The sequence below is a fragment of the Jeotgalicoccus coquinae genome, from assembly GCF_014207425.1.
Classification (GTDB): Bacteria; Bacillota; Bacilli; order Staphylococcales; family Salinicoccaceae; genus Jeotgalicoccus; species Jeotgalicoccus coquinae.
This window is the reverse complement of the sequence record NZ_JACHFF010000002.1, coordinates 336,478-355,823: the sequence shown is the minus strand read 5'-3', so window position 1 is coordinate 355,823 and position 19,346 is coordinate 336,478. Positions and strand designations below refer to the sequence as shown.

The 19,346-nt window shown below is 40.3% G+C and carries 20 protein-coding genes; 8 read left to right on the top strand and 12 right to left on the bottom strand.

All coding sequences use genetic code 11. The features are described from left to right. The first annotated feature begins 103 nt into the window (after nt 1-103). From HNR41_RS08315 to HNR41_RS08305, 3 genes are all read left to right on the top strand, one after another. Nucleotides 104-784, top strand: coding sequence for a hypothetical protein (locus HNR41_RS08315; RefSeq protein ID WP_184283588.1), 681 nt, complete (start codon nt 104-106; stop codon nt 782-784). Between the two features lie 30 nt (nt 785-814). Then, nucleotides 815-1,549, top strand: coding sequence for a hypothetical protein (locus HNR41_RS08310; protein WP_184283586.1), 735 nt, complete (start codon nt 815-817; stop codon nt 1,547-1,549). A 128-nt stretch (nt 1,550-1,677) separates the two neighbouring features. After that, on the top strand, nt 1,678-3,822 hold the full coding sequence (locus HNR41_RS08305) for a DNA topoisomerase III (RefSeq protein WP_184283585.1): 2,145 nt from the start codon (nt 1,678-1,680) through the stop codon (nt 3,820-3,822). 206 nt (nt 3,823-4,028) lie between these two features. On the opposite strand, the gene HNR41_RS08300 is transcribed toward HNR41_RS08305, so the two are convergent. Together HNR41_RS08300 and HNR41_RS08295 are read right to left on the bottom strand one after the other, a co-directional pair. Then, a complete protein-coding gene (locus HNR41_RS08300; protein WP_184283583.1) occupies nt 4,029-4,715 on the bottom strand; it encodes a phosphoribosylaminoimidazolesuccinocarboxamide synthase in 687 nt (228 codons plus the stop codon). A gap of 159 nt (nt 4,716-4,874) precedes the next feature. Then, nucleotides 4,875-6,254 carry a YjiH family protein gene (locus HNR41_RS08295; protein WP_184283581.1) on the bottom strand — a complete coding sequence of 460 codons (1,380 nt, stop codon included), beginning with the start codon at nt 6,252-6,254 and terminating at the stop codon, nt 4,875-4,877. Between the two features lie 168 nt (nt 6,255-6,422). Here HNR41_RS08295 and nhaC point away from each other — a divergent pair, with 168 nt between their 5' ends. After that, nucleotides 6,423-7,895, top strand: a complete 1,473-nt coding sequence (gene nhaC, locus HNR41_RS08290; protein ID WP_184283579.1) for a Na+/H+ antiporter NhaC — start codon at nt 6,423-6,425, stop codon at nt 7,893-7,895. 60 nt (nt 7,896-7,955) lie between these two features. On the opposite strand, the gene guaA is transcribed toward nhaC, so the two are convergent. Together guaA and guaB are read right to left on the bottom strand one after the other, a co-directional pair. Beyond that, the gene (guaA, locus tag HNR41_RS08285; protein ID WP_184283577.1) at nt 7,956-9,500 is read right to left on the bottom strand and encodes a glutamine-hydrolyzing GMP synthase; all 1,545 of its coding nucleotides are present in this window, start codon (nt 9,498-9,500) and stop codon (nt 7,956-7,958) included. 14 nt (nt 9,501-9,514) lie between these two features. Then, nucleotides 9,515-10,984, bottom strand: a complete 1,470-nt coding sequence (guaB, locus tag HNR41_RS08280) for an IMP dehydrogenase (RefSeq protein WP_184283575.1) — start codon at nt 10,982-10,984, stop codon at nt 9,515-9,517. 260 nt (nt 10,985-11,244) lie between these two features. On the opposite strand from guaB, the gene HNR41_RS08275 reads away from it, so the two are divergent. Continuing rightward, the gene (locus HNR41_RS08275) at nt 11,245-11,625 is read left to right on the top strand and encodes a hypothetical protein (protein WP_184283573.1); all 381 of its coding nucleotides are present in this window, start codon (nt 11,245-11,247) and stop codon (nt 11,623-11,625) included. A gap of 15 nt (nt 11,626-11,640) precedes the next feature. On the opposite strand, the gene HNR41_RS08270 is transcribed toward HNR41_RS08275, so the two are convergent. Together HNR41_RS08270 and HNR41_RS08265 are read right to left on the bottom strand one after the other, a co-directional pair. Next, nucleotides 11,641-12,201: a YfbU family protein gene (locus HNR41_RS08270; RefSeq protein WP_186100373.1), complete on the bottom strand. Its 561-nt coding sequence runs from the start codon at nt 12,199-12,201 to the stop codon at nt 11,641-11,643. A 267-nt stretch (nt 12,202-12,468) separates the two neighbouring features. After that, a complete protein-coding gene (locus HNR41_RS08265) occupies nt 12,469-13,221 on the bottom strand; it encodes a helix-turn-helix domain-containing protein (protein WP_184283569.1) in 753 nt (250 codons plus the stop codon). A 126-nt stretch (nt 13,222-13,347) separates the two neighbouring features. On the opposite strand from HNR41_RS08265, the gene HNR41_RS08260 reads away from it, so the two are divergent. The 3 genes from HNR41_RS08260 to HNR41_RS08250 all read left to right on the top strand — a co-directional run bounded on the left by HNR41_RS08260 (nt 13,348) and on the right by HNR41_RS08250 (nt 14,962). After that, nucleotides 13,348-13,929 (top strand): general stress protein, encoded by a 582-nt coding sequence (locus HNR41_RS08260; RefSeq protein WP_184283567.1) that lies wholly within the window; start codon nt 13,348-13,350, stop codon nt 13,927-13,929. A 113-nt stretch (nt 13,930-14,042) separates the two neighbouring features. Then, nucleotides 14,043-14,231, top strand: a complete 189-nt coding sequence (locus tag HNR41_RS08255; RefSeq protein ID WP_184283565.1) for a hypothetical protein — start codon at nt 14,043-14,045, stop codon at nt 14,229-14,231. A gap of 101 nt (nt 14,232-14,332) precedes the next feature. Next, the gene (locus HNR41_RS08250) at nt 14,333-14,962 is read left to right on the top strand and encodes a hypothetical protein (RefSeq protein ID WP_184283562.1); all 630 of its coding nucleotides are present in this window, start codon (nt 14,333-14,335) and stop codon (nt 14,960-14,962) included. Between the two features lie 113 nt (nt 14,963-15,075). Here the strand turns inward: HNR41_RS08250 and rpsR are convergent, their stop codons facing one another. From rpsR to modA (HNR41_RS08220), 6 genes are all read right to left on the bottom strand, one after another. Further along, on the bottom strand, nt 15,076-15,315 hold the full coding sequence (gene rpsR, locus HNR41_RS08245; protein WP_035810211.1) for a 30S ribosomal protein S18: 240 nt from the start codon (nt 15,313-15,315) through the stop codon (nt 15,076-15,078). 145 nt (nt 15,316-15,460) lie between these two features. After that, on the bottom strand, nt 15,461-16,249 hold the full coding sequence (locus tag HNR41_RS08240; RefSeq protein ID WP_184283560.1) for a hypothetical protein: 789 nt from the start codon (nt 16,247-16,249) through the stop codon (nt 15,461-15,463). Between the two features lies 1 nt (nt 16,250). After that, nucleotides 16,251-16,577: a PadR family transcriptional regulator gene (locus tag HNR41_RS08235; RefSeq protein WP_184283558.1), complete on the bottom strand. Its 327-nt coding sequence runs from the start codon at nt 16,575-16,577 to the stop codon at nt 16,251-16,253. A gap of 225 nt (nt 16,578-16,802) precedes the next feature. Beyond that, a complete protein-coding gene (gene modB, locus HNR41_RS08230; RefSeq protein ID WP_184283556.1) occupies nt 16,803-17,492 on the bottom strand; it encodes a molybdate ABC transporter permease subunit in 690 nt (229 codons plus the stop codon). Then, a complete protein-coding gene (modA, locus tag HNR41_RS08225) occupies nt 17,473-18,261 on the bottom strand; it encodes a molybdate ABC transporter substrate-binding protein (RefSeq protein ID WP_229714970.1) in 789 nt (262 codons plus the stop codon). Before modA (HNR41_RS08225) ends, modB begins: the two co-directional genes overlap by 20 nt. 116 nt (nt 18,262-18,377) lie before the next feature. Further along, on the bottom strand, nt 18,378-19,274 hold the full coding sequence (gene modA, locus HNR41_RS08220; RefSeq protein WP_184283548.1) for a molybdate ABC transporter substrate-binding protein: 897 nt from the start codon (nt 19,272-19,274) through the stop codon (nt 18,378-18,380). Nucleotides 19,275-19,346: the final 72 nt, after the last annotated feature.

Here is a 19,346-nt window from a genome sequence, read left to right as displayed (position 1 = left end):
CTCCGTAATATTTATGAAATATGCGTAACATAATTGCAATATAAGATTAACCATGTTACTTTGGCCCTAGAAATAAAGTTAGATATTCTGGAAGGAGATCTTTATGAAAAAAGTAACTTTATTCAGTTCATTATTAGTCGCAGGAGCAGTAGCGTTTACTGGTGTAAATGGCACAGCACAAGCGGACGAAATTGAAGTAGATGGCGCGAAAACAGTATGGGCAAAAGTAGTTGATGAGCAGTCGGACCTTGACGGTGACGGATGGTCAGATGCCGGCTACAGTTTCGATTGGATGCCTCAAAAACAGCAGGATAGAATTTCTGAACTAAAAGATAGACAACTGGACGGGGAAATGACTCAGGCAGAATATAATGCAATGATTGCACCAATTTTTGATGAAGAGTATGCACTTCTTAACGAACCTGGCGATAACTACGGCGGCATACAGACGGATGAAGACAGCCTTATAACAATGGCACAATACGCTCCGAAAACATTAGATTATGCACCACTAAAAGACGAACCTTACAATTATAACTTTGTCCGTGACGGACATGAGTTCAATTTCACTCATGACGGTAACGCATGGACTTGGGAATACGACGAAGTAGAAAATGATTATACTGACGAAGAATTAATTGATTTAGTGCATAACAATCCTGAAGTTTTAGATGAGAAACCGGTTAAAGACGGTGCTTATGACTTTAAGATTTCAGATGACAAATACGTTTACCACTTCACTTCAGACGGTAGCCAATGGACTTGGTCTTACGAGAACAAATAACAGTTAAATTTTCAGGAAGGTGATTTCCTAATGAAGAAAGTAACTTTATTAAGCTCACTATTAATCGCAAGTGCATTAACGTTCACAGGAGTAAGTGGGACAGCACAAGCAGATGATGTTGAAGAAGAAGGCGCAAAAACAGTCTGGGGTGGAGTTCTCCCTGCAGACACTGATCCGGATGGTGACGGCTGGGCGAATGTCGACTTTGGCGTAACCTGGATGTCACAAGAAGGACAAAACAGAGTTAACGGCCTGGCAGAATCCAAAGATAACGGAGAAATTTCGCAGGCAGAGTTTAACGAAGCAGTCGCAGAAATTTTCCAGATAGAAAATGCACGTCTGAAAGAACAGGAAGAGAATGCAACTAATCCAGAAAGTACAGACGGTTCGACTGGACCTCATCAGGCTGTAGACTATATGGAAATTGATGTAACTAAAGAAAACCTGGCTAAGCTGGCACTATATACACCGGATGCTTTAGATGCAGCACCTGTGCAGAAAGAACCTTATCATTATGAATTTATGTATGGAGACTACTACTTCCAGTTCTCATATGACGGCACTTACTGGAGCTGGTCATATGACAAAGCATACCAGGACTTTACAGATGAAGACCTGATGTACCTTGCTCACAACAATCCGGAAGTATTAAATCAGCAGCCTGCAAAAGCAGGTAAATATGACTTTACGCTGTCCGATGATGATTACGTTTATCACTTCTATTCTGACAGTTATGAATGGACATGGTCATACGAGCCTAAATAATTAACAAGCGAATATAATTTAATAATAAGACATGAAGACATACCGCGGGAAACTCCCTGCGGTATGTTTTTTGCTGTAAAACAAGTATAATTAATAGATACATTAATTGAACGAGAGGATGAATATTTTTGGCAAAAAGTATTGTACTTGCTGAAAAACCTTCAGTGGCACGTGATATTGCACGTGTACTGGACTGTAATAAAAAAGGTAATGGTTATTTAGAAGGAAATAAATATATTGTGACATGGGCACTTGGACATTTAGTAACGCTCCAGGATCCTGAGAAATATGATACAAAATATCAGAAATGGGATATGAACGATCTTCCTATGATGCCTGCTCCATTGAAACTGACGCACATACCAAAAACGACGAAACAGTTTAAAGCTGTTCAGTCTCAGCTGAAACGTAAAGATGTCGAGGAAATCATTATCGCTACAGATGCCGGACGCGAAGGTGAACTGGTTGCCCGCTGGATTCTGGATTATGCGAAAGTGAATAAACCGGTTAAACGTCTCTGGATTTCTTCAGTCACTGATAAAGCGATTGCGAACGGTTTTAAAAACCTTCAACCCGGAAATAAATACATCAATCTGTATCAGGCTGCCGCTGCAAGAAGTGAAGCTGACTGGTACGTCGGGTTAAATGCGACACGTGCATTAACGACAAAATACAACGCGCAGCTGAACTGCGGACGTGTACAGACACCGACACTCGCAATTATTCAGGCACGCGAAGAGTTAATTAAAAACTTTAAAGCAAAAACATTTTACGGTATGGATGTTTCGACTGACAAACTGACGTTCAAATGGACAGACGGCAATAACCACTCTACTTTCGATGAAGAAAAAATCGATAATGTCAGCAAAAAGCTGAACACCGACTCATTAACAGTTAAAGATGTTCAGAAAAAAGAGAAGAAACAATTCGCTCCCGGTCTTTACGATCTGACTGAACTTCAAAGAGACGCCAACAAAATTTTCGGTATGTCAGCGAAAGAAACACTGCAGACGATGCAGGTTTTATATGAACGACATAAAGTTCTGACATACCCCAGAACAGACTCGAAGTTTATATCTGAAGATATCGTGGAAACGCTGAAAGAAAGAGTTGAAGTGAGCGGTATCGGACAGTTCAGCAAAGTTGCGGCACGTATTTTAAGAGCACCGCTTAAAACAAACAGCTCTTTCGTTAACGACAGCAAAGTAAGTGATCACCATGCAATTATTCCGACGGAAAGTCCGGTCTTCCTTGCTGACTTCACTGAACGTGAAAAACGTATTTATGAACTTGTAGTACAGAGATTTATGAGCGTGCTGCTTCCCCCTTATGAATATGAAGTCACAACAGTCACTGCAGAAATTAATGGCGAACAGCTCGAAGCGAAATACAACAGAGTATTAAATCAGGGCTTCAAAATTGTCTATAAAGAAGAATCATCAGATATTACAGCTGAAGTAAATAAAGGTGACTCACTGAAAGTGAATAATGTTAAGAAAACAACAGGCGAAACATCACCGCCGGCACGCTTCACGGAAGCATCACTGCTTCAGGCGATGGAAAACCCTGCGAAATACTTCCAGATGGACAAAGAACATAAAAAAACACTGGCAGAATCCGGCGGATTAGGAACAGTTGCAACGAGAGCTGATATTATCGACAAGCTGTTCAATACTTTTTATCTCGAGAAAAACGGACAGGCAATCAAACTGACTTCAAAAGGCAGACAGCTTTTAGACCTTGCACCTGAGATTTTAAAATCACCTGTCACTACTGCCGAATGGGAAACACAGCTCGAACAGATTGAAAAAGGCAAAATGAACAGACAGAAATTTATCGAGAGTATGAAAGAACATACGAAAGATATCGTCACAGAAATTAAACACAGCGAGAAAACATTCAAACACGACAACCTGACAGGCAGAGAATGCCCGGAATGCGGCAAACCATTACTTGAAGTTAAAGGTAAAAAAGGTACGATGCATGTATGTCAGGACAGAGAATGCGGATATAAACGCAACGTTGAAAAGATAACGAATGCGAGATGTCCGAAATGTAAGAAGAAAATGACGCTGAGCGGATCAGGCGACGGACAGGTATTCAGATGTACGTGCGGGCACCGTGAAAAAATGTCGAACTTTGAAGCGCGGAAGAAGAAAGAAAATAAAGGCCGTGTGGATAAAAAGACTGTTAATAAATACATTAATCAAAAAGAAGAACCGATTAATAATGCTTTGGCAGAACAACTGAAAAAATTAAATCTGGATAAATAAAAATAATCCTCTGGCAGTCACTTAAAGTGCATGCCGGAGGATTTTGTATTTAATATTCCAGTTTGGTGATAAGTATTGCATAAAATGATGACTTATCACCAAAAGAGCATGATTCGGTGATATGTAGCACATAAAATGACGACTTATCACCAAAAGAGCCACATCTGCAGTTATGTACTGTAGGTGTGGCTCTTTAATTTTATATATTAATTATCGAACATATATCCATTCAATTTCAACGGTTCAATATATTCTCCGTCTTTATACACACGCATATTTCCACCTGAAATTTCATCGATTAAGAGGACTTCACCTGTTTCCTGATCACGTCCGAATTCCAGTTTGATGTCATATAAGTCCAGCCCTTTTGCTGCCAGTTCTTCTTTAATGACTTCACTGATTTTAACTGTTAAGTCTACGATTTCTTTGTACTCGTCTGCATTTAAAATATTCAGTGCTTCCAGTGCCGCTTCATTAATAAACGGATCCTGTCTTTCATCGTCTTTTAAAGTGACTTCAACATATGCCGGCAGTTCTGCGCCTTCTTCAATATAATCTCCATAACGGCGGATAAAGCTGCCTACTGCTTTAAATCTGCAGATGACTTCCAGTCCTTTTCCGAATACAGTGATTTTCTTAACACGCATTTCACGTTTCTCTACATCTGAATCAACAAAGTGTGTTGGAATGTTTGCTGCGTTTAACTTTTCAAAGAAAAAGCTCGTCATTTGAAGTCCTGCCTTACCTGATCCTTCAACTTTTAATCCAACCTGGTTCTCACCCGGATCAAATACGCCGTCTTTACCTGTCATATCGTCTTTAAAATAAAGTACAGTCTGACCGTTTTCATCCTGATATACATCTTTAGTTTTGCCTTTGTAAACTAAATCCATCTGTAATAACCTCACTTATTATTCTGATTGCAAATCTTTTAAGCTGTTTTTATGACTTAATTAATATATCTCAGTTTAACAAAAAATTAACATATAGTAACGATTTTTACGAATAAAAATTTGAATATTCACCATACATTATTTTATTTCACTGAGTTTTTAGAACACAATAAAATGAGCTATTACTACTACGATTGGTAACGTGATGATTGTTCTGATTAAAAAGAGTGCCAGCAGCTGCCAAAAGTTAATAGGAATTTTTGAACGTATCAGCATAACTCCAATTTCAGATAAGTAAATCAGCTGTGTTAATGACACTGCACCAACAACGAATCTCGTGAGCTCACTTTCAATTCCACTTGCAAGGAGCGCCGGTAAAAACATATCTGCGAATCCGACAAGTAAGGCAGGTGCTGCCTGAGCTGCTTCCGGAATCTGCATCCATTCTAAAACCGGAATCAGAGGGTATGAAATAATATCAAAAAGTATAGTAAATTCAGCAATCACCATTGCAATCGTTCCAATACTCATAATGACCGGCAGCATTCCAAGCCATATGTCGAGCGCACTGTATATACTGCGGTTAATCAGCTGTCCTGTTGAATCTGCTTTCTCCGCTTTATTGACCGCTTTCGTATACGCCCATTGGAGAGTCGTATAGCCATTTGGCACTTCTTCTTCGATTTGTTTATCGGCCCCTTCATAATAATCATTGCTGATCCGGGATAAAGGCGGGATTCTCGGACATATTAAAGCCGCAACTAATACACCTGCTGTTACCGTTAGATAAAATGGTACAAACATGTGTCCGAGGTCCAGAATCGTTGCAATGATTAACGCAAAGCCGATTGAAGTAATCGTAAAGCTTGTGACGATTACCGCCGACTCACGTTTTGAGTAATAGCCGTTTTCATATTGGTTTATGGTAATCAATATACTTACCATATTGTTGCCCATCCAGGATGCAAGTGCATCGACTGCTGAACGTCCGGGCAGTTTAAATAACGGTCTCATAATTTTTTGCGCCATTGTGCCAAGCCATTCCATCAATCCGAAATCTACGAGCAGCGGCAGCAGCATCCCCATTACCAGCGTCCATACAGCAAGAATTGGTAACAGCCCATTTAATACTTCGCCGCCGGAGGCGTCACTGATCAGCCAGGCCGGTCCGACCTGGAAATAGACCATCACTGCAAATATTCCGCCGATAATTCTGACGATTAACCAGAATGGATGAATGACAACTAATTCTTTGAACCTCGGTTTCTCTGTAATCCAATCGGGTTTAGCGAGTGTTGCATATGCAGACAGAATTGCTGAAATTGCCAACACGATGACCAGTAACTCAACTAAAAATGGTGCAGCAGTGTTCTGTATAAATTCAGCCATCAGTCCGATACCTACAAGCCATTGACCGTCATAAGGAAATGGTATTAAAAATAACGATATTCCAATTAAAGAAGGAATTATGAATTTCCAGGGAATCCCTCCGGGCTGAGGTGTCGACTCCACCTCTGGATTTACATCTTTTTCATACATAATTTTTCCTTCTCCCCTTTATATCTGTCCACTTTACTTAATCTGTACTATACATAAATGAAAAGACTAAAGCCAATGAATTTTCTGATAACTGATGTATTTCCTCTCTTTTGAAATTTGAGAAAGCGATTTCTTTATGTATAATAAAATGAACGAAGGGGGAATAACATGGCGAAGAAAGAACTTTTTGAACACGGTACAAAAAAAGAATTTAACTTTTTCCTGGCAATGATTCCATTGACCGTTATGGTTATCACAATGCTTTATGCGATTGTCGTTCTAGAGACTGATCCGCACTTACCATTAATGATTGGGACGATTACAGCAGCGGTCGTCGCGATTATAAGCGGCTTTAAATTCGATGACCTGGAAGAAATGATGTATAAGGGGATACGGCTTGCACTGCCTGCAGTCGTAATTATCATGCTGGTCGGTCTGATTATCGGTTCATGGATTGGCGGCGGCATTGTCGCAACGATGATTTATTACGGACTGATGATTATTAACCCTCAGTATTTCCTGGTGACGATCTGCGTGATTTGCGGAATTGTGTCTCTCGCTATCGGAAGCTCATGGTCTACTATGGCCACAATCGGCGTCGCCGGAATGGGGATTGGTGTAAGTATGGGAATCAACCCTGCTATGATTGCAGGTGCTGTTATTTCCGGTTCTTACTTCGGAGATAAAATGTCGCCGTTATCGGATACGACAAACCTGGCATCAGGTCTGACGAATACTGATTTATTTGTACATATTAAGCACATGCTCTATACAACAATACCAGGATTAATCATTGCACTGATTGTATTTTTCTTTATCGGAATAAATGTTATCGGTACCAACACAGCATCACCCGAAGATATCCAGATCATGCTGACATCAATGGATGAACACTTCGTAATAAGTCCGTGGCTGCTGTCGGTGCCGGTGCTGGTTATTCTGTGTATTATTTTAAAAATTAAAGCCGTACCTGCACTTGTTATTGGTGTGTTACTTGGATTCCTTTGTTCTATTTTCGTGCAGGGCGCTACTCTTGCAGATTCGGCATCATTCTTAATGAATGGCTTTGTTCTCGAATCTAATAACGAAATGGTGGATAATCTGTTTAACCGCGGCGGCCTGATGGAAATGATGTACACAATTTCCATGACGATTGTAGCGATGACATTCGCCGGTATTCTTGAGTATACCGGCATGCTCAGTGCGATTATGAACCAGATTCTTAAAATTGCCAAAGGTACATTCGGCATCATCTCAGCGACAATTATTTCATGTTTTGCAACAAACGCTACATGCTCAGAGCAGTATATTTCGATTGTCGTGCCATCAAGAATGTTCTTAAGAACATATATTGAAAATAATCTCCACTCTAAAAACTTATCCCGTTCACTTGAAGACGGCGGGACACTGACTTCCGTATTTATTCCATGGAACACATGTGGAGTCTTCATTTACGGTACACTCGGCGTATCCGCGCTCGAATACGCACCATTTGCGATTCTGAACTTCACGGTGCCTGTCATTGCGTTAATCTTAGCTGCCACAGGAATTGGCATCGCTAAAATAACGTCGGCAGAACGTGACGCATACCTTGCGGAACACTATCCGGAAGAACAACAGGAGAAACCTGTAACAGTATAATAAAAAAAGTTCTCAGGCAATCTGCCTGAGAACTTTTCTATTATGAGATAATGATGAATCTTACTCCCACTCAATTGTAGCCGGCGGTTTGCTCGTAACGTCATAAACCACGCGATTGATGTGTTTAGATTCGTTGACCAGACGTTTAGAGATTCTCTCTAAAACATCCCAGTCGATTCTTGCAAAGTCACTTGTCATACCGTCGATGCTTGTTACAGCTCTGATTCCAATCGTATAATCATACGTTCTGTAATCTCCCGTGACACCAACTGAACGGATATTCGGCAGCACCGTGAAGTATTGCCAAATTTCTCTTTCAAGTCCTGCTTTCGCAATTTCGTCTCTTAAAATCCAGTCACTTTCTCTGACGATTTCAAGTTTTTCTTCCGTTATTTCACCAAGAATACGGATACCAAGTCCCGGACCAGGGAATGGCTGTCTCCAAACTAAGTGTTCAGGAATTCCCAGTTCAACACCAAGTTCACGTACTTCATCTTTGAACAGCGTATTTAACGGTTCAATCAGTTCAAACTGCATATCTTCCGGCAGTCCGCCCACGTTGTGGTGCGATTTAATCGTTGTTGCTGTTTCCGTACCCGACTCAATAATGTCAGTGTACAGCGTACCCTGTGCAAGATAATCCACTTCTGTAAGTTTAGATGCTTCATCGTCAAATACATAAATAAATTCGTTACCGATAATTTTACGTTTCTGTTCCGGATCTGATACACCTTTGAGTTTAGACATGAAACGGTCTTTCGCATCCACTTTAATGATGTTCATATTGAATCCTTCACCAAACTGCTCCATAACCATGTCCGCTTCACCTTTACGCAGAAGCCCGTGGTCTACAAAGATACATGTCAGCTGGTCGCCGATTGCTCTGTGAAGCAGTACCGCTGTTACCGATGAATCCACACCGCCGCTCATCGCACATAAGACTTTTTTGTCGCCGACTGTTTCACGGATCTTATTAATCTCGATATCGATAAAGTTATCCATTGTCCATTCGCCTGTACAGTCACAAATATCACGGATGAAGTTCTTCAGGAACTGTTCGCCTTTATGAGTGTGTTTGGATTCCGGATGGAACTGTACACCGTAAAACGGTTTTTCATCGTGTTTAACTGCAGCATTCGGGCAAAGGTTCGTTTGTGCAATCACAGAGAAACCGTCGCCTAACTGCGTTACTTTGTCACCGTGGCTCATTAAAACTGTTTCAATTTTGTCCCAGCCTTTAAAGATATCCACTTCATTGTTCAGATTCAACTCAGTAGCACCTGATTCTTTCTGATCTGAATTCACAACTTCTCCGCCGTTCAACTGCATCATCAGCTGCATACCGTAGCAGATTCCAAGTACAGGAACGCCAAGATCAAAGACCGCAGGGTCGACTGTAAATGCATCTTCTGCATACACAGAACGCGGTCCGCCTGACAGAATAATTCCTTTTGGTTCAAGTTCTTTAATCTTTTCGATTGTGATACTCGGATTGTGCAGCTCGCTGTACACACCCAGTTCACGAATACGGCGTGTGATTAGCTGGTTATACTGACTGCCGTAATCAATTACTAAAATAAGTTCCTGCTCTTTAGCCATTTCCATGAAAGAATTGCTCCTTATATACTGTAGTTTGGTGCTTCTTTTGTAACCTGTACGTTGTGCGGGTGACTTTCGATCAGACCTGCACCTGTGATTTTAATGAATTGTGCTTCTTCTTTTAATGCTTTAAGATCTGCACTTCCAGTGTAACCCATACCTGAGCGTAATCCGCCAAGCAGCTGGTAAACTGTTTCTGCAAGTGGTCCTTTATACTCCGTACGTCCTTCGATGCCTTCCGGAACGAATTTCTTCGCTTCAGTGTCTTCCTGGAAGTAACGGTCTTTGGACCCCTGCTCCATTGCACCAAGTGAACCCATACCGCGGTATGTTTTGTAGCGGCGTCCCTGGAACATTTCAGTTTCTCCCGGAGATTCTGCAGTACCTGCTAAGAGACTGCCGAGCATTACAGCGTCTCCGCCTGCAGCTAATGCTTTAACGATGTCCCCTGACAGTTTAATACCGCCGTCTGCGATAATTGATTTACCGTGTTTACGTGCTTCAGTTGCTGCATCGTATACTGCTGTAACCTGCGGTACACCAACACCTGTAACAACACGTGTTGTACAGATTGAACCGGGACCGATACCAACTTTAACTACATCCACACCCGCTTCGATTAAAGCACGTGTACCTTCAGCAGTTGCTACGTTTCCTGCGATTAAAGTCGTATCCGGGAACTTGCTGCGGATATCTTTAATTGCATCGAGAACACCCTGTGAGTGTCCGTGTGCAGTATCGATAACAAGTGCGTCAACGCCGCCTTCGATTAATTCTTCTGCACGTTTTTCTGTTTCTTTTGCGATACCGATTGCCGCTGCAACAAGAAGTCTGCCCTGATCGTCTTTTGCAGCATTGGGGAACTCGATTACTTTTTCAATATCTTTAATCGTAATTAATCCCTGCAGTACATAGCTGTCATCAACCAGCGGTAATTTTTCAATACGGTGTTTTTGTAAAATACGTCCTGCATCTTCCAGTTTCGTCCCGACCGGTGCAGTAATCAGATTATCTTTCGTCATAACCTCTTCGATTGTCATTGAGAAGTTTTCGATAAAGCGCATATCTCTGTTCGTAATAATACCAATCAGTTTTTTCTCCTGTGGATTGTTAACGATAGGCACGCCGGAAATTCTGTATTTGCTCATCAGATGTTCTGCTGCAAATACCTGCTCTTCTTTCGTCAGGAAGAACGGATCTTTTATCACACCGTTTTCCGAACGTTTAACTTTCTCTACTTCATCACGCTGACGTTCGATAGACATATTCTTATGAATAACTCCAAGACCGCCCTGGCGTGCAATCGCGATCGCCATTTGAGATTCAGTAACTGTATCCATTCCCGCACTGATTAAAGGAATGTTTAACTTCAGATTTGGTGCCAGTTGGACACCTAAGTCAACCTCTTTAGGTAATACTGCTGAATGAGCCGGCAGAAGTAATACATCATCAAATGTAAGTCCTTCTTTTTTAAACTTATCTTCCCACATAAAAAACTGCCTCCTGGTTATAATAATTTGTCGTATGCTGCATCTGGTATAAAATATTAATTTCCCTATTATAACAAAAACCGAACTGTCAAACAATAAAGTGAACTTAATAAATATGTCTCATTATAAAACACTATCGAACGATATGAAAGGCTCTCTTAATGTTCGGAATTTTATGAATTCAGTATCATGGTGAAAGTTTGAGAAATTCTTCGCGGGGAATAGATGAATAACGAAATCTTTATTCAGGGGTGAATATAATGCAATACATTGAAAAGTATACTTCATTAGATGATATTTTAGAAAGAATTGACCTGCTTAAACAGGAAGAAAACTACTACGAGGAAGACTTCAATATTTTAGGGCTCGATGAACTTAAACCCGACTGGACTGATTATATGGGCTGTACGTACAACCCGCATTCAGACAGCATGTCCTTTAAAGATTTTTTTACCCAGAATGTAAAAGCCGAAGATTTCCTGCAAAGTTCGGGACTTAATCAGGATTTGGTCAATGCACACTTAAAAACGCTGGAGGAAGGAAAGTTCCTGTTGGCATTTGACGATAAATCATTAAATCGGGATATAAATCGAAACAGTGTGGAAGCGGATATAGAAAAAGGACCGGGAGATAATTTATAATTATCCCCGGTTTTTTTATAATAAAAGCTGGATCTGCTGCTCGCGGCGGACACAAATATTTTTAATCATGTCTTCCGTCAAATATAAATTTCTTTTATACCGTTCGTACTTCAGCAACATCTCGCGATAATGGCTTAAAGTTAACGGCAGCGATTCTTTAAATACAGGTACACGGCACTGATTTGTTCTCACGAGAAATATGTACGAGGACATATGTGTGTCTAGTGCAGGCTCAAAGCCGCAAAACTTCGTATAGCATTCCCGCTCTACTCCGCGTGCTTCCTTTACTGAGAGCTTGGACAGCGAAATAGATATATGGTCAAACATCTCCATTAAAAACATGACTTCAATCGAAACTTCAGCGGGTACCTGCTCAGCGGTCACTCCTATAAAGTCCAGCACTTCATAATAATTCATCTCTACGCCGTGTTTCACTATATCGAGACAATATTCACAGTAGTCGATGTAATCCTGATCCGTGCTTTTTTGCTGCATGATTTCTAATGAACTGATCAGCTGAATTTTTCCTGATGTACTGATAAAATCCATACTGTCAGGACCAATCACGCTGCTCATTTAAAATACCGAAATATGACAGTCGTTCAAACTATGCCCGGAAAACTCTCCTGCATCCGCTGCCGTATTTGAAAAAAATAAAAGTACGATTAGGCCGAGTGACAGGAGCGTCTTTTTAAAAATACTCTTCATAAACATAACCTCTTTAATATTTTTTTCTCTGGATCTTCTGTATGTATCAGAGTATCTTCATTATAATAAATCCGATTGTTAGATATCTAACTAAATTTTCACTATTTCTCATATATGGTAAATTGTTTATGTTTCCTAAACAATTTGAGGTTCTTTTAGATTTTCCTGAGCTCTTTTCTCCATACGTTCTATCTTTTCCAGCAGGAACGTTGATTCATTCTTTTTCAGCAGACACTTCGCTTTTTCTGCATAAAGCAGTATTTTTTTGTATTCTTTCGCGCTTCCGTACCCTCTCATGAGATTAATATAGAGTTTCACGGCTGTCCGGTAGTAAACTTTGTCTGTGTTGCTGGTGTACACTTGTACTGCTTTAATATAATAGTTCAGGCCTTTGCTGATGTCATCATAAAGTACATTGCCCTTTGCCATATATAAACCGGCTTTTAAATATTCAAGCGAACTTTCATCTCCAACCCGTTCAATTGCTTTGTTGAGACATTTCAGTGCCTCATCATAATTATTCTGCTGTTTAAATAAGATTGCCCGGTGCCAGTCATAATAGACGGACAGTTTCTTGTTGCTCCGCCATTCACGCACAGTTAATTTATTCAGTACGCCTTCTATTAACTCTAATTTGGAATGTTCCCTGATTAAATCAAGCTCTTCTATTATTTTCATATCCACAGCCGGCGTCAGCCTGATAATCACATCTTCAATCGTCAAATCCAGCGCTGTCATTATTTTTACAACAGAAATAAAACCGACATTCTCCCCTTTTTCCAGTCGGCTGATTGTCGACACTGAAACCCCTGTTTTCAGTGACAACGATGCTTGAGATACGCCGTATTCTTTACGGCGGGATATAATTACTGAGTTGTTTATTTTCATAGCTTTCCCCCTTATTTACAATATATAGGGAGTTAGAAATATCTGTCAATAATGAATGTTTTACAGAGTTTTGCAAAACTGATTTAGGGTATAATTAATATAAAAGAACGTGATGGAGGATTGAGTATGACAACAATTGAAATATTTTCAAATGCCGATGAACTCAGTGATAAAATTTACGGTCTGCGGGCAGAAGGCGTAAAAGATTCCAATATGACGGTCGTTGCCAAAGATCGTTTTGACGCAACGTTTTTAAGATATACACGTGTACCTTTCAGAAAAGCGGACGGAACAATGTGGGATAAAGTCGCTGCGAAGTTTTTAGACGAAGATTCGAAAGAACGTGTTGCACAGCAATTGAATTTAACCGGTGAAGACCATTCAAAATTCAGAGAAGCAATCGACAGCGGCAGGATTTTACTGCTGGTTCGCTCAGAAGAAGATAAAGTTAAACAGGATGAAGAAGCAGCAGGTCATCCAAAAACACAGGACGAGACAATGAGAGCTGCAGAAGTACAGCGGGATCAGCCGCTTCAGATTGAACATGATGAGACAGCTTCGAAAGCTAAAGCGAAGAAGAAACACGACAGCTATATGGATGCAGCACAGATTATTCATGAAGACGGCAGCAGACGCGTTGTTCAGCATGAAGGTAAATCATTTACGATTGTGAATATGAAAGAAGAACTTACAGATAACAGCAAATAGACGCTTTTTTTTCAGGAGGAACCGGAATGCAGAATTAATAACGATGATATGTAATTCTGAAAGAGTTGGTGATAATGTATAAATTAATCAAACAGCACAGAGGAGTTCCCAAAATGCCAATTAACAAGCTGTTATTAAGCAGAAAATTTTCGTGGGTTTATCTTGTCGTTTTAATTATTAATATATTTGTTTATACCCACTATCAGGGAAATATCTGGGGAATGATGCCGATATTCGTATTACTTGGATTTATGACGATATACTCATTTCTTGAAATAGATAAACAACAAAAGAATCGATGAACTTTTAAGAATCCTGCTTTTTTCATTTTCACTCTTGCATAATATTTCTTAAAGTGGAATATTATAGTAAAAGGGAAACAATAACTCAGGGGGATTCGGATATGAAAAAATTAATTACTTTATTTGCAACAGGCGCGCTTTCACTTACATTATTGGCAGCTTGCGGCAATGAGAAAGAAGAGCCAATGGCTGAAGAACATGATACTACAGAAGCAGAGGTTGAAGAGACTGAAACCGAAGAAACTGAACAAGCTGAAGAAAACGATGACAGTGAAGAAAAAAGTGAAGATGGAGATATTGATGACCAGTTAGGTTTAAAATTGGGCGAGATGGGACTTGTACAAACTGCAATCGGAAATTACGAGCTAACTGTTCATTCCGGAGAATTGACGACAGAAACAATAGATGGACTGGAACCATTGCTAGATGAAACAATTATATTAAACATGACATTTAAAAATGTCAGCGACAGACCGATTAATGCAGAAGATATCATGATTAATCTTGGAGTCAGAACAAATCTTGAAGGCAGCGATAACACCAATGCAGCCACTTATTTTGACAGCATAGAAAATTTTGAAGGTTCACTGGAACCCGGGGAATCAAGAGATACTCAATTCATTTCTGATACAAGAACTGCTGATGAATATTATTTTGGCACTAGCACTGCCGCTGCAGTATCACTAAATGATGTTAAATGGACTATTTTAGATGAAGAACTGAGAGATTAGTACTTACTTATATTTTAATAAAAAGGCACTTGGAAAGTGATATTCCAAGTGTCTTTTATCGTCTTCTAAAAAAAAACACCTGATATCTAAGATATCAGGTGTTCAGTAATATATTACTGTTCTTCTTTAACGTATGGTAATAATGCCATGTGACGTGCACGTTTGATAGCACCAGTTAACTGACGCTGATACTTCGCTGAAGTACCTGTTACACGTCTAGGAAGAATTTTCCCACGTTCAGAAATGAACTTTTTAAGAAGTTCTACTTCTTTGTAGTCGATGTGCGTAATGCCGTTTGCTGTGAAATAACAAACTTTTTTACGACGACGACCGCCTCTTCTTGGACCTGCCATAGTAAGCCCTCCTCTACAGATTATTGTATTCGACTGTGTGGATCGAATTTGATAATCCATAACTTAGTTATTTACTAAACGTGTGTTTTATAATGTGTGTATGTGCACGATATATATTACAACTTTTGTGGTAAAAAGTCAATTATTAGTTTTTGGCCTTCTTAGCATCCTTTTTACTGCTGATGAGTAAAGTACCCATTATTAAGATTGAAGCTGCTAATAAAGCGATAGCGGAAATAGTTATATAACTCTCACTCTGCGGTCCGCCGTCAGCAAATATCTGCGCAATAATTTCCGGTGCAGCCAGTGCAAATGCAAGGAAGCTGTAAAACCATTGTTTCATAATGAGCGGTCCAATAACCATTACTGCGAGCAGGATAAATCCAATTGTAATATTTACGCCGCTGCTTGGTTCGAAAAATGTAACCAGCGGGTAATTACGGACAAGGAACAAGCCGCCTATTAAAAACCCCATCTTCAATACGCTGAATACAGCTATAATTACATATCCTTTAGGCGCTATTTTTTCTGTTTTAAAACATGTATGATTTATAATCACACCGCTGTACACTTTATAAATCAATAGTGGGCCCAATACTATAATCGCTGCATAATACATTAGATTACTGAGTGACCACTCAAAAGTTCCTGCAATTAAAGTCGGTATCGTTAATATTCCCGCAAGATAAACGATAAATAACATGATGTACTTTTTCAAATTATTTACCCTTGGCATTTCCCCGGAAATGTTTTTAAGGTACTCCTTAACCGAACCGCCGGTAATACTGTCGACTGATTTCCCATCCTGTTCTGCCTGAATTAAATGGTCTTCAAGCTCCGCTTCCATATCATCAATCGCTTCATCCTGTTTGCCATGTGCCATCATTTCAATTCTAAATTCTCTTAAAAATCTTTCAGCTTCTTTACTTAACATGTTAATCACCTCTTACCAGGCTGTTCATGCCTGAGTTTAGTTTCTCCCATTTGTCCTTAAACACTTTCAATTCTTTTTTGCCTGTTTCACTGATAGAATAATATTTCCTTTTCGGTCCGCCGCTGTCCGACTTAACCATTCTCGTGTTCACGTATCCTTTTTTACTCAACCTGAGCAATACAGGATAAATGCTGCCTTCACTTATATCGGGAAAATTATGGTCTTCAAGCTTCTTCGTAATTTCATAACCGTACGTCTCGCCCTGGGAAATGAGCCCCAATATCGCCCCGTCCAGCAAACCTTTCATTATCTGATCACTGACTGACATTTCCCGCCTCCTAATCTAACTATGATGTATTGACAGATAGTTAGCTTTTAAAAAAGACAGCCGCTTTATTGACTATCTTGTAATATAAGATACTATACTCCGTTTATTCCGTCAACTATCTTACATAAAAAGATAGTGTGCATTTTTCTATTGGCTTCATGCAAATATTCCAGCTCTCAAACGAAGAAAACCCGGCTCATTGGAGCCGGGTTCCCCGCATTATATTTAATCTGCTGATTTTGTTCTCACAAACAGCAGCATTATAAACGAAATCACTATAATCGTAATGACCCAGAGCCACGCAAGCTCCATGTTTCCTGACTGCAGTGCCACATAAATCGCGGTCGGCATTGTCTGCGTGCGTCCCGGAATATTTCCTGCAATCATCAGCGTTGCACCGAATTCTCCCAGTGCCCGTGCGAAACTCATTATGGCTCCTGTCATTAGCGGAATTGAGGCCAGCGGCAGTGTAATCTTCATGAATACCTGCAGATTACTTGCTCCGTCTACTCTCCCCGCATCTTCTATATCTTTATCGATACTTAAAAATCCGGTTTTCGCAGCCTGATACATCAGTGGAAATGATACCACTGTACTCGCAAGCACCGCAGCATACCACGTAAATATTATAGACTGGCTGAATATCCATTCAACTATCCCGCCCGCAAATCCATTATTCCCGAAAATCACTATAAGAATAAAACCGACCACCGTTGGCGGCAGCACAATCGGCAGCATAATAATTGTCTCTAAAATGATTTTTCCTTTAAATTGTTTCTGCGTCATAAATCGTGCCATCATCGTTCCGAAGATAAACGATAATATCAGCGCAATGAATGCAACTCTCAGCGACAGAAGAACAGGCGTCAGAAATTCTTCTGCCGTAATACCGTAGTTACTCAACAGTGAAGCCATATTCTTCAAATACTGCTAAAGTGTCTTCTGTCTGCAGAAAGTCATAAAATATTTCTGCCGCTTCAGCATTGTCCGATTTTTTGATTATACCGACAGGATATACTATCGGGTCATGTGCGCCTTTTGGTGCTGTATCAGCAATCTCCACTGAGTCACTCGTTAACGCATCCGTTCTGTACACCAATCCCGCATCTACTTCATCGCGTTCCACATAAGTTAGCACAGCACGCACGTCTTCTGCGTATACGAGCAGCGGTTCAACGTCTGCTGTTATTCCGAAAGATTCAAATGTCTCCATACTGTATTTTCCGGCCGGTACCGATTCCGGTGTTCCGACAGCAATCTGAGATGCTTCCTGAATATTATCAAATGATGTCACAGCCTGATTATCCGCAGGTGTCACCAGCACCAGTTCATTCTGCAGCAGGTTCACTGACTGCTCTTTTGCAATACTGCCGCTCTCAATCAGTGCATCAAAGTCATTTTTTGAGGCTGAAAAGAATATGTCCGCAGGTGCTCCCTGCGATATCTGCTGTTGCAGCGCACCCGAGCCCCCGAAGTTAAAGTCGACTTTAATGTCCGGGTGTTCTTCACTGAAAAGAGCAGCCGCTTCCTCCAGCGCATCTGTCAGGCTTGCTGCGGCGGATACTGTCAGTGTGACAGATTCACCCGCATTCTCAGTTTCGCCGCTTCCGCACGCCGTAAGAGTCATGAGAGCAGCTAATGAGAACAACAGCGCAGCCATTTTCAATTTATTCAGATGAGTCATATCGATTTTCCTCTCAAAACCTTTATTTAGATTTATATTAGTCTTTTATTTTATAAAAGTAAACGCATTAAAAAAGACAGGACCTTCTCTGAAGGGTCCTGTCTGAATGTTATATGTTAAACGATATAGCCGTAATTCGTAAAGATTTCCAGTGCTTCTTCCGACTGTAAATAATTGTAGAAAGTATCTGCTGCACTGCCGTCATCAACACCGTTTGATAAGCCGAGACCGTAAACAAGAGGCTTGGTAATCGAACGCGGTGCACGTGAAATTATACGTACATCGTCATCTGTTGAAATGTCTGTCCGCAGAAGAAATCCTGCATCTGTACTGTTTGCTGCTATGTCTTTCAAAGCAGCTTCTGTATCTTCAACAGTTTTCACATTATCCGGATTCATATTCCGTTCTTCTTCATGAACAAGGAGCTCTTCAGCCTTTGTGCCTGATAAAGAATGTTCGGGATCAACGATTGTCAGTGACACGTCCTCATTATTGAAAATATCATTGTATGTCGCAATATCTTCATTGTCAGAACCTGTTACGAGTACAAGTTCATTGATGAGCAGATATTTAGTTGCGAGCTGATTTAAAATACCCGCTTCAACAAGTGAATCATATCCTTCATCATCACTTGAGAAATAAATATCCATGTCTTTGTCATTGCCCTCGATTAAATCTTCAGTCAGTGTTTCTGTATGGCCATATTGAACATCAATTTTAATATCTTCGTTATTTTCTTCAAAAAGGGTAATCAGTTCGTCCATAACATGCTCGAGACTCTGCTCGGCAGTGATATGCACGATATCGCCCTCTTCAGCGGCCGGTACTTCTTCGGTAGATTCCTCCGCCTCATCAGATGCATCTTCTGTTTCATCTTCTGTCGTCTCTTCAGTTTCCTTTGTTTCATCGGGTTCTGATTCGTTGTCAGAAGACTCATCATTATTACTACAAGCTGCTAAAATCACGCACAGCGATAGTAAAAGTGCCCATCCGAGGACATTTTTTCTAATCATTGCGATTTCGCTCCTATGTAAAAGATTATATACACTTCATTATAAACACTATGAGCCTAAAACTACACCAAA

Coding starts and splice junctions, on each gene's coding strand:
- modA (WP_184283548.1), bottom strand. CDS start 19,274: ATGATTAGAAAAAATGTCCTCGGATGGGCACTTTTACTATCGCTGTGC.
- HNR41_RS08295 (WP_184283581.1), bottom strand. CDS start 6,254: ATGTATGAAAAAGATGTAAATCCAGAGGTGGAGTCGACACCTCAGCCC.
- HNR41_RS08260 (WP_184283567.1), top strand. CDS start 13,348: ATGACAACAATTGAAATATTTTCAAATGCCGATGAACTCAGTGATAAA.
- guaB (WP_184283575.1), bottom strand. CDS start 10,984: ATGTGGGAAGATAAGTTTAAAAAAGAAGGACTTACATTTGATGATGTA.
- HNR41_RS08240 (WP_184283560.1), bottom strand. CDS start 16,249: ATGTTAAGTAAAGAAGCTGAAAGATTTTTAAGAGAATTTAGAATTGAA.
- HNR41_RS08310 (WP_184283586.1), top strand. CDS start 815: ATGAAGAAAGTAACTTTATTAAGCTCACTATTAATCGCAAGTGCATTA.
- HNR41_RS08255 (WP_184283565.1), top strand. CDS start 14,043: ATGCCAATTAACAAGCTGTTATTAAGCAGAAAATTTTCGTGGGTTTAT.
- guaA (WP_184283577.1), bottom strand. CDS start 9,500: ATGGAAATGGCTAAAGAGCAGGAACTTATTTTAGTAATTGATTACGGC.
- HNR41_RS08250 (WP_184283562.1), top strand. CDS start 14,333: ATGAAAAAATTAATTACTTTATTTGCAACAGGCGCGCTTTCACTTACA.
- nhaC (WP_184283579.1), top strand. CDS start 6,423: ATGGCGAAGAAAGAACTTTTTGAACACGGTACAAAAAAAGAATTTAAC.
- rpsR (WP_035810211.1), bottom strand. CDS start 15,315: ATGGCAGGTCCAAGAAGAGGCGGTCGTCGTCGTAAAAAAGTTTGTTAT.
- modA (WP_229714970.1), bottom strand. CDS start 18,261: ATGACTCATCTGAATAAATTGAAAATGGCTGCGCTGTTGTTCTCATTA.
- HNR41_RS08265 (WP_184283569.1), bottom strand. CDS start 13,221: ATGAAAATAAACAACTCAGTAATTATATCCCGCCGTAAAGAATACGGC.
- modB (WP_184283556.1), bottom strand. CDS start 17,492: ATGGCTTCACTGTTGAGTAACTACGGTATTACGGCAGAAGAATTTCTG.
- HNR41_RS08270 (WP_186100373.1), bottom strand. CDS start 12,201: ATGAGCAGCGTGATTGGTCCTGACAGTATGGATTTTATCAGTACATCA.
- HNR41_RS08275 (WP_184283573.1), top strand. CDS start 11,245: ATGCAATACATTGAAAAGTATACTTCATTAGATGATATTTTAGAAAGA.
- HNR41_RS08300 (WP_184283583.1), bottom strand. CDS start 4,715: ATGGATTTAGTTTACAAAGGCAAAACTAAAGATGTATATCAGGATGAA.
- HNR41_RS08235 (WP_184283558.1), bottom strand. CDS start 16,577: ATGTCAGTCAGTGATCAGATAATGAAAGGTTTGCTGGACGGGGCGATA.
- HNR41_RS08315 (WP_184283588.1), top strand. CDS start 104: ATGAAAAAAGTAACTTTATTCAGTTCATTATTAGTCGCAGGAGCAGTA.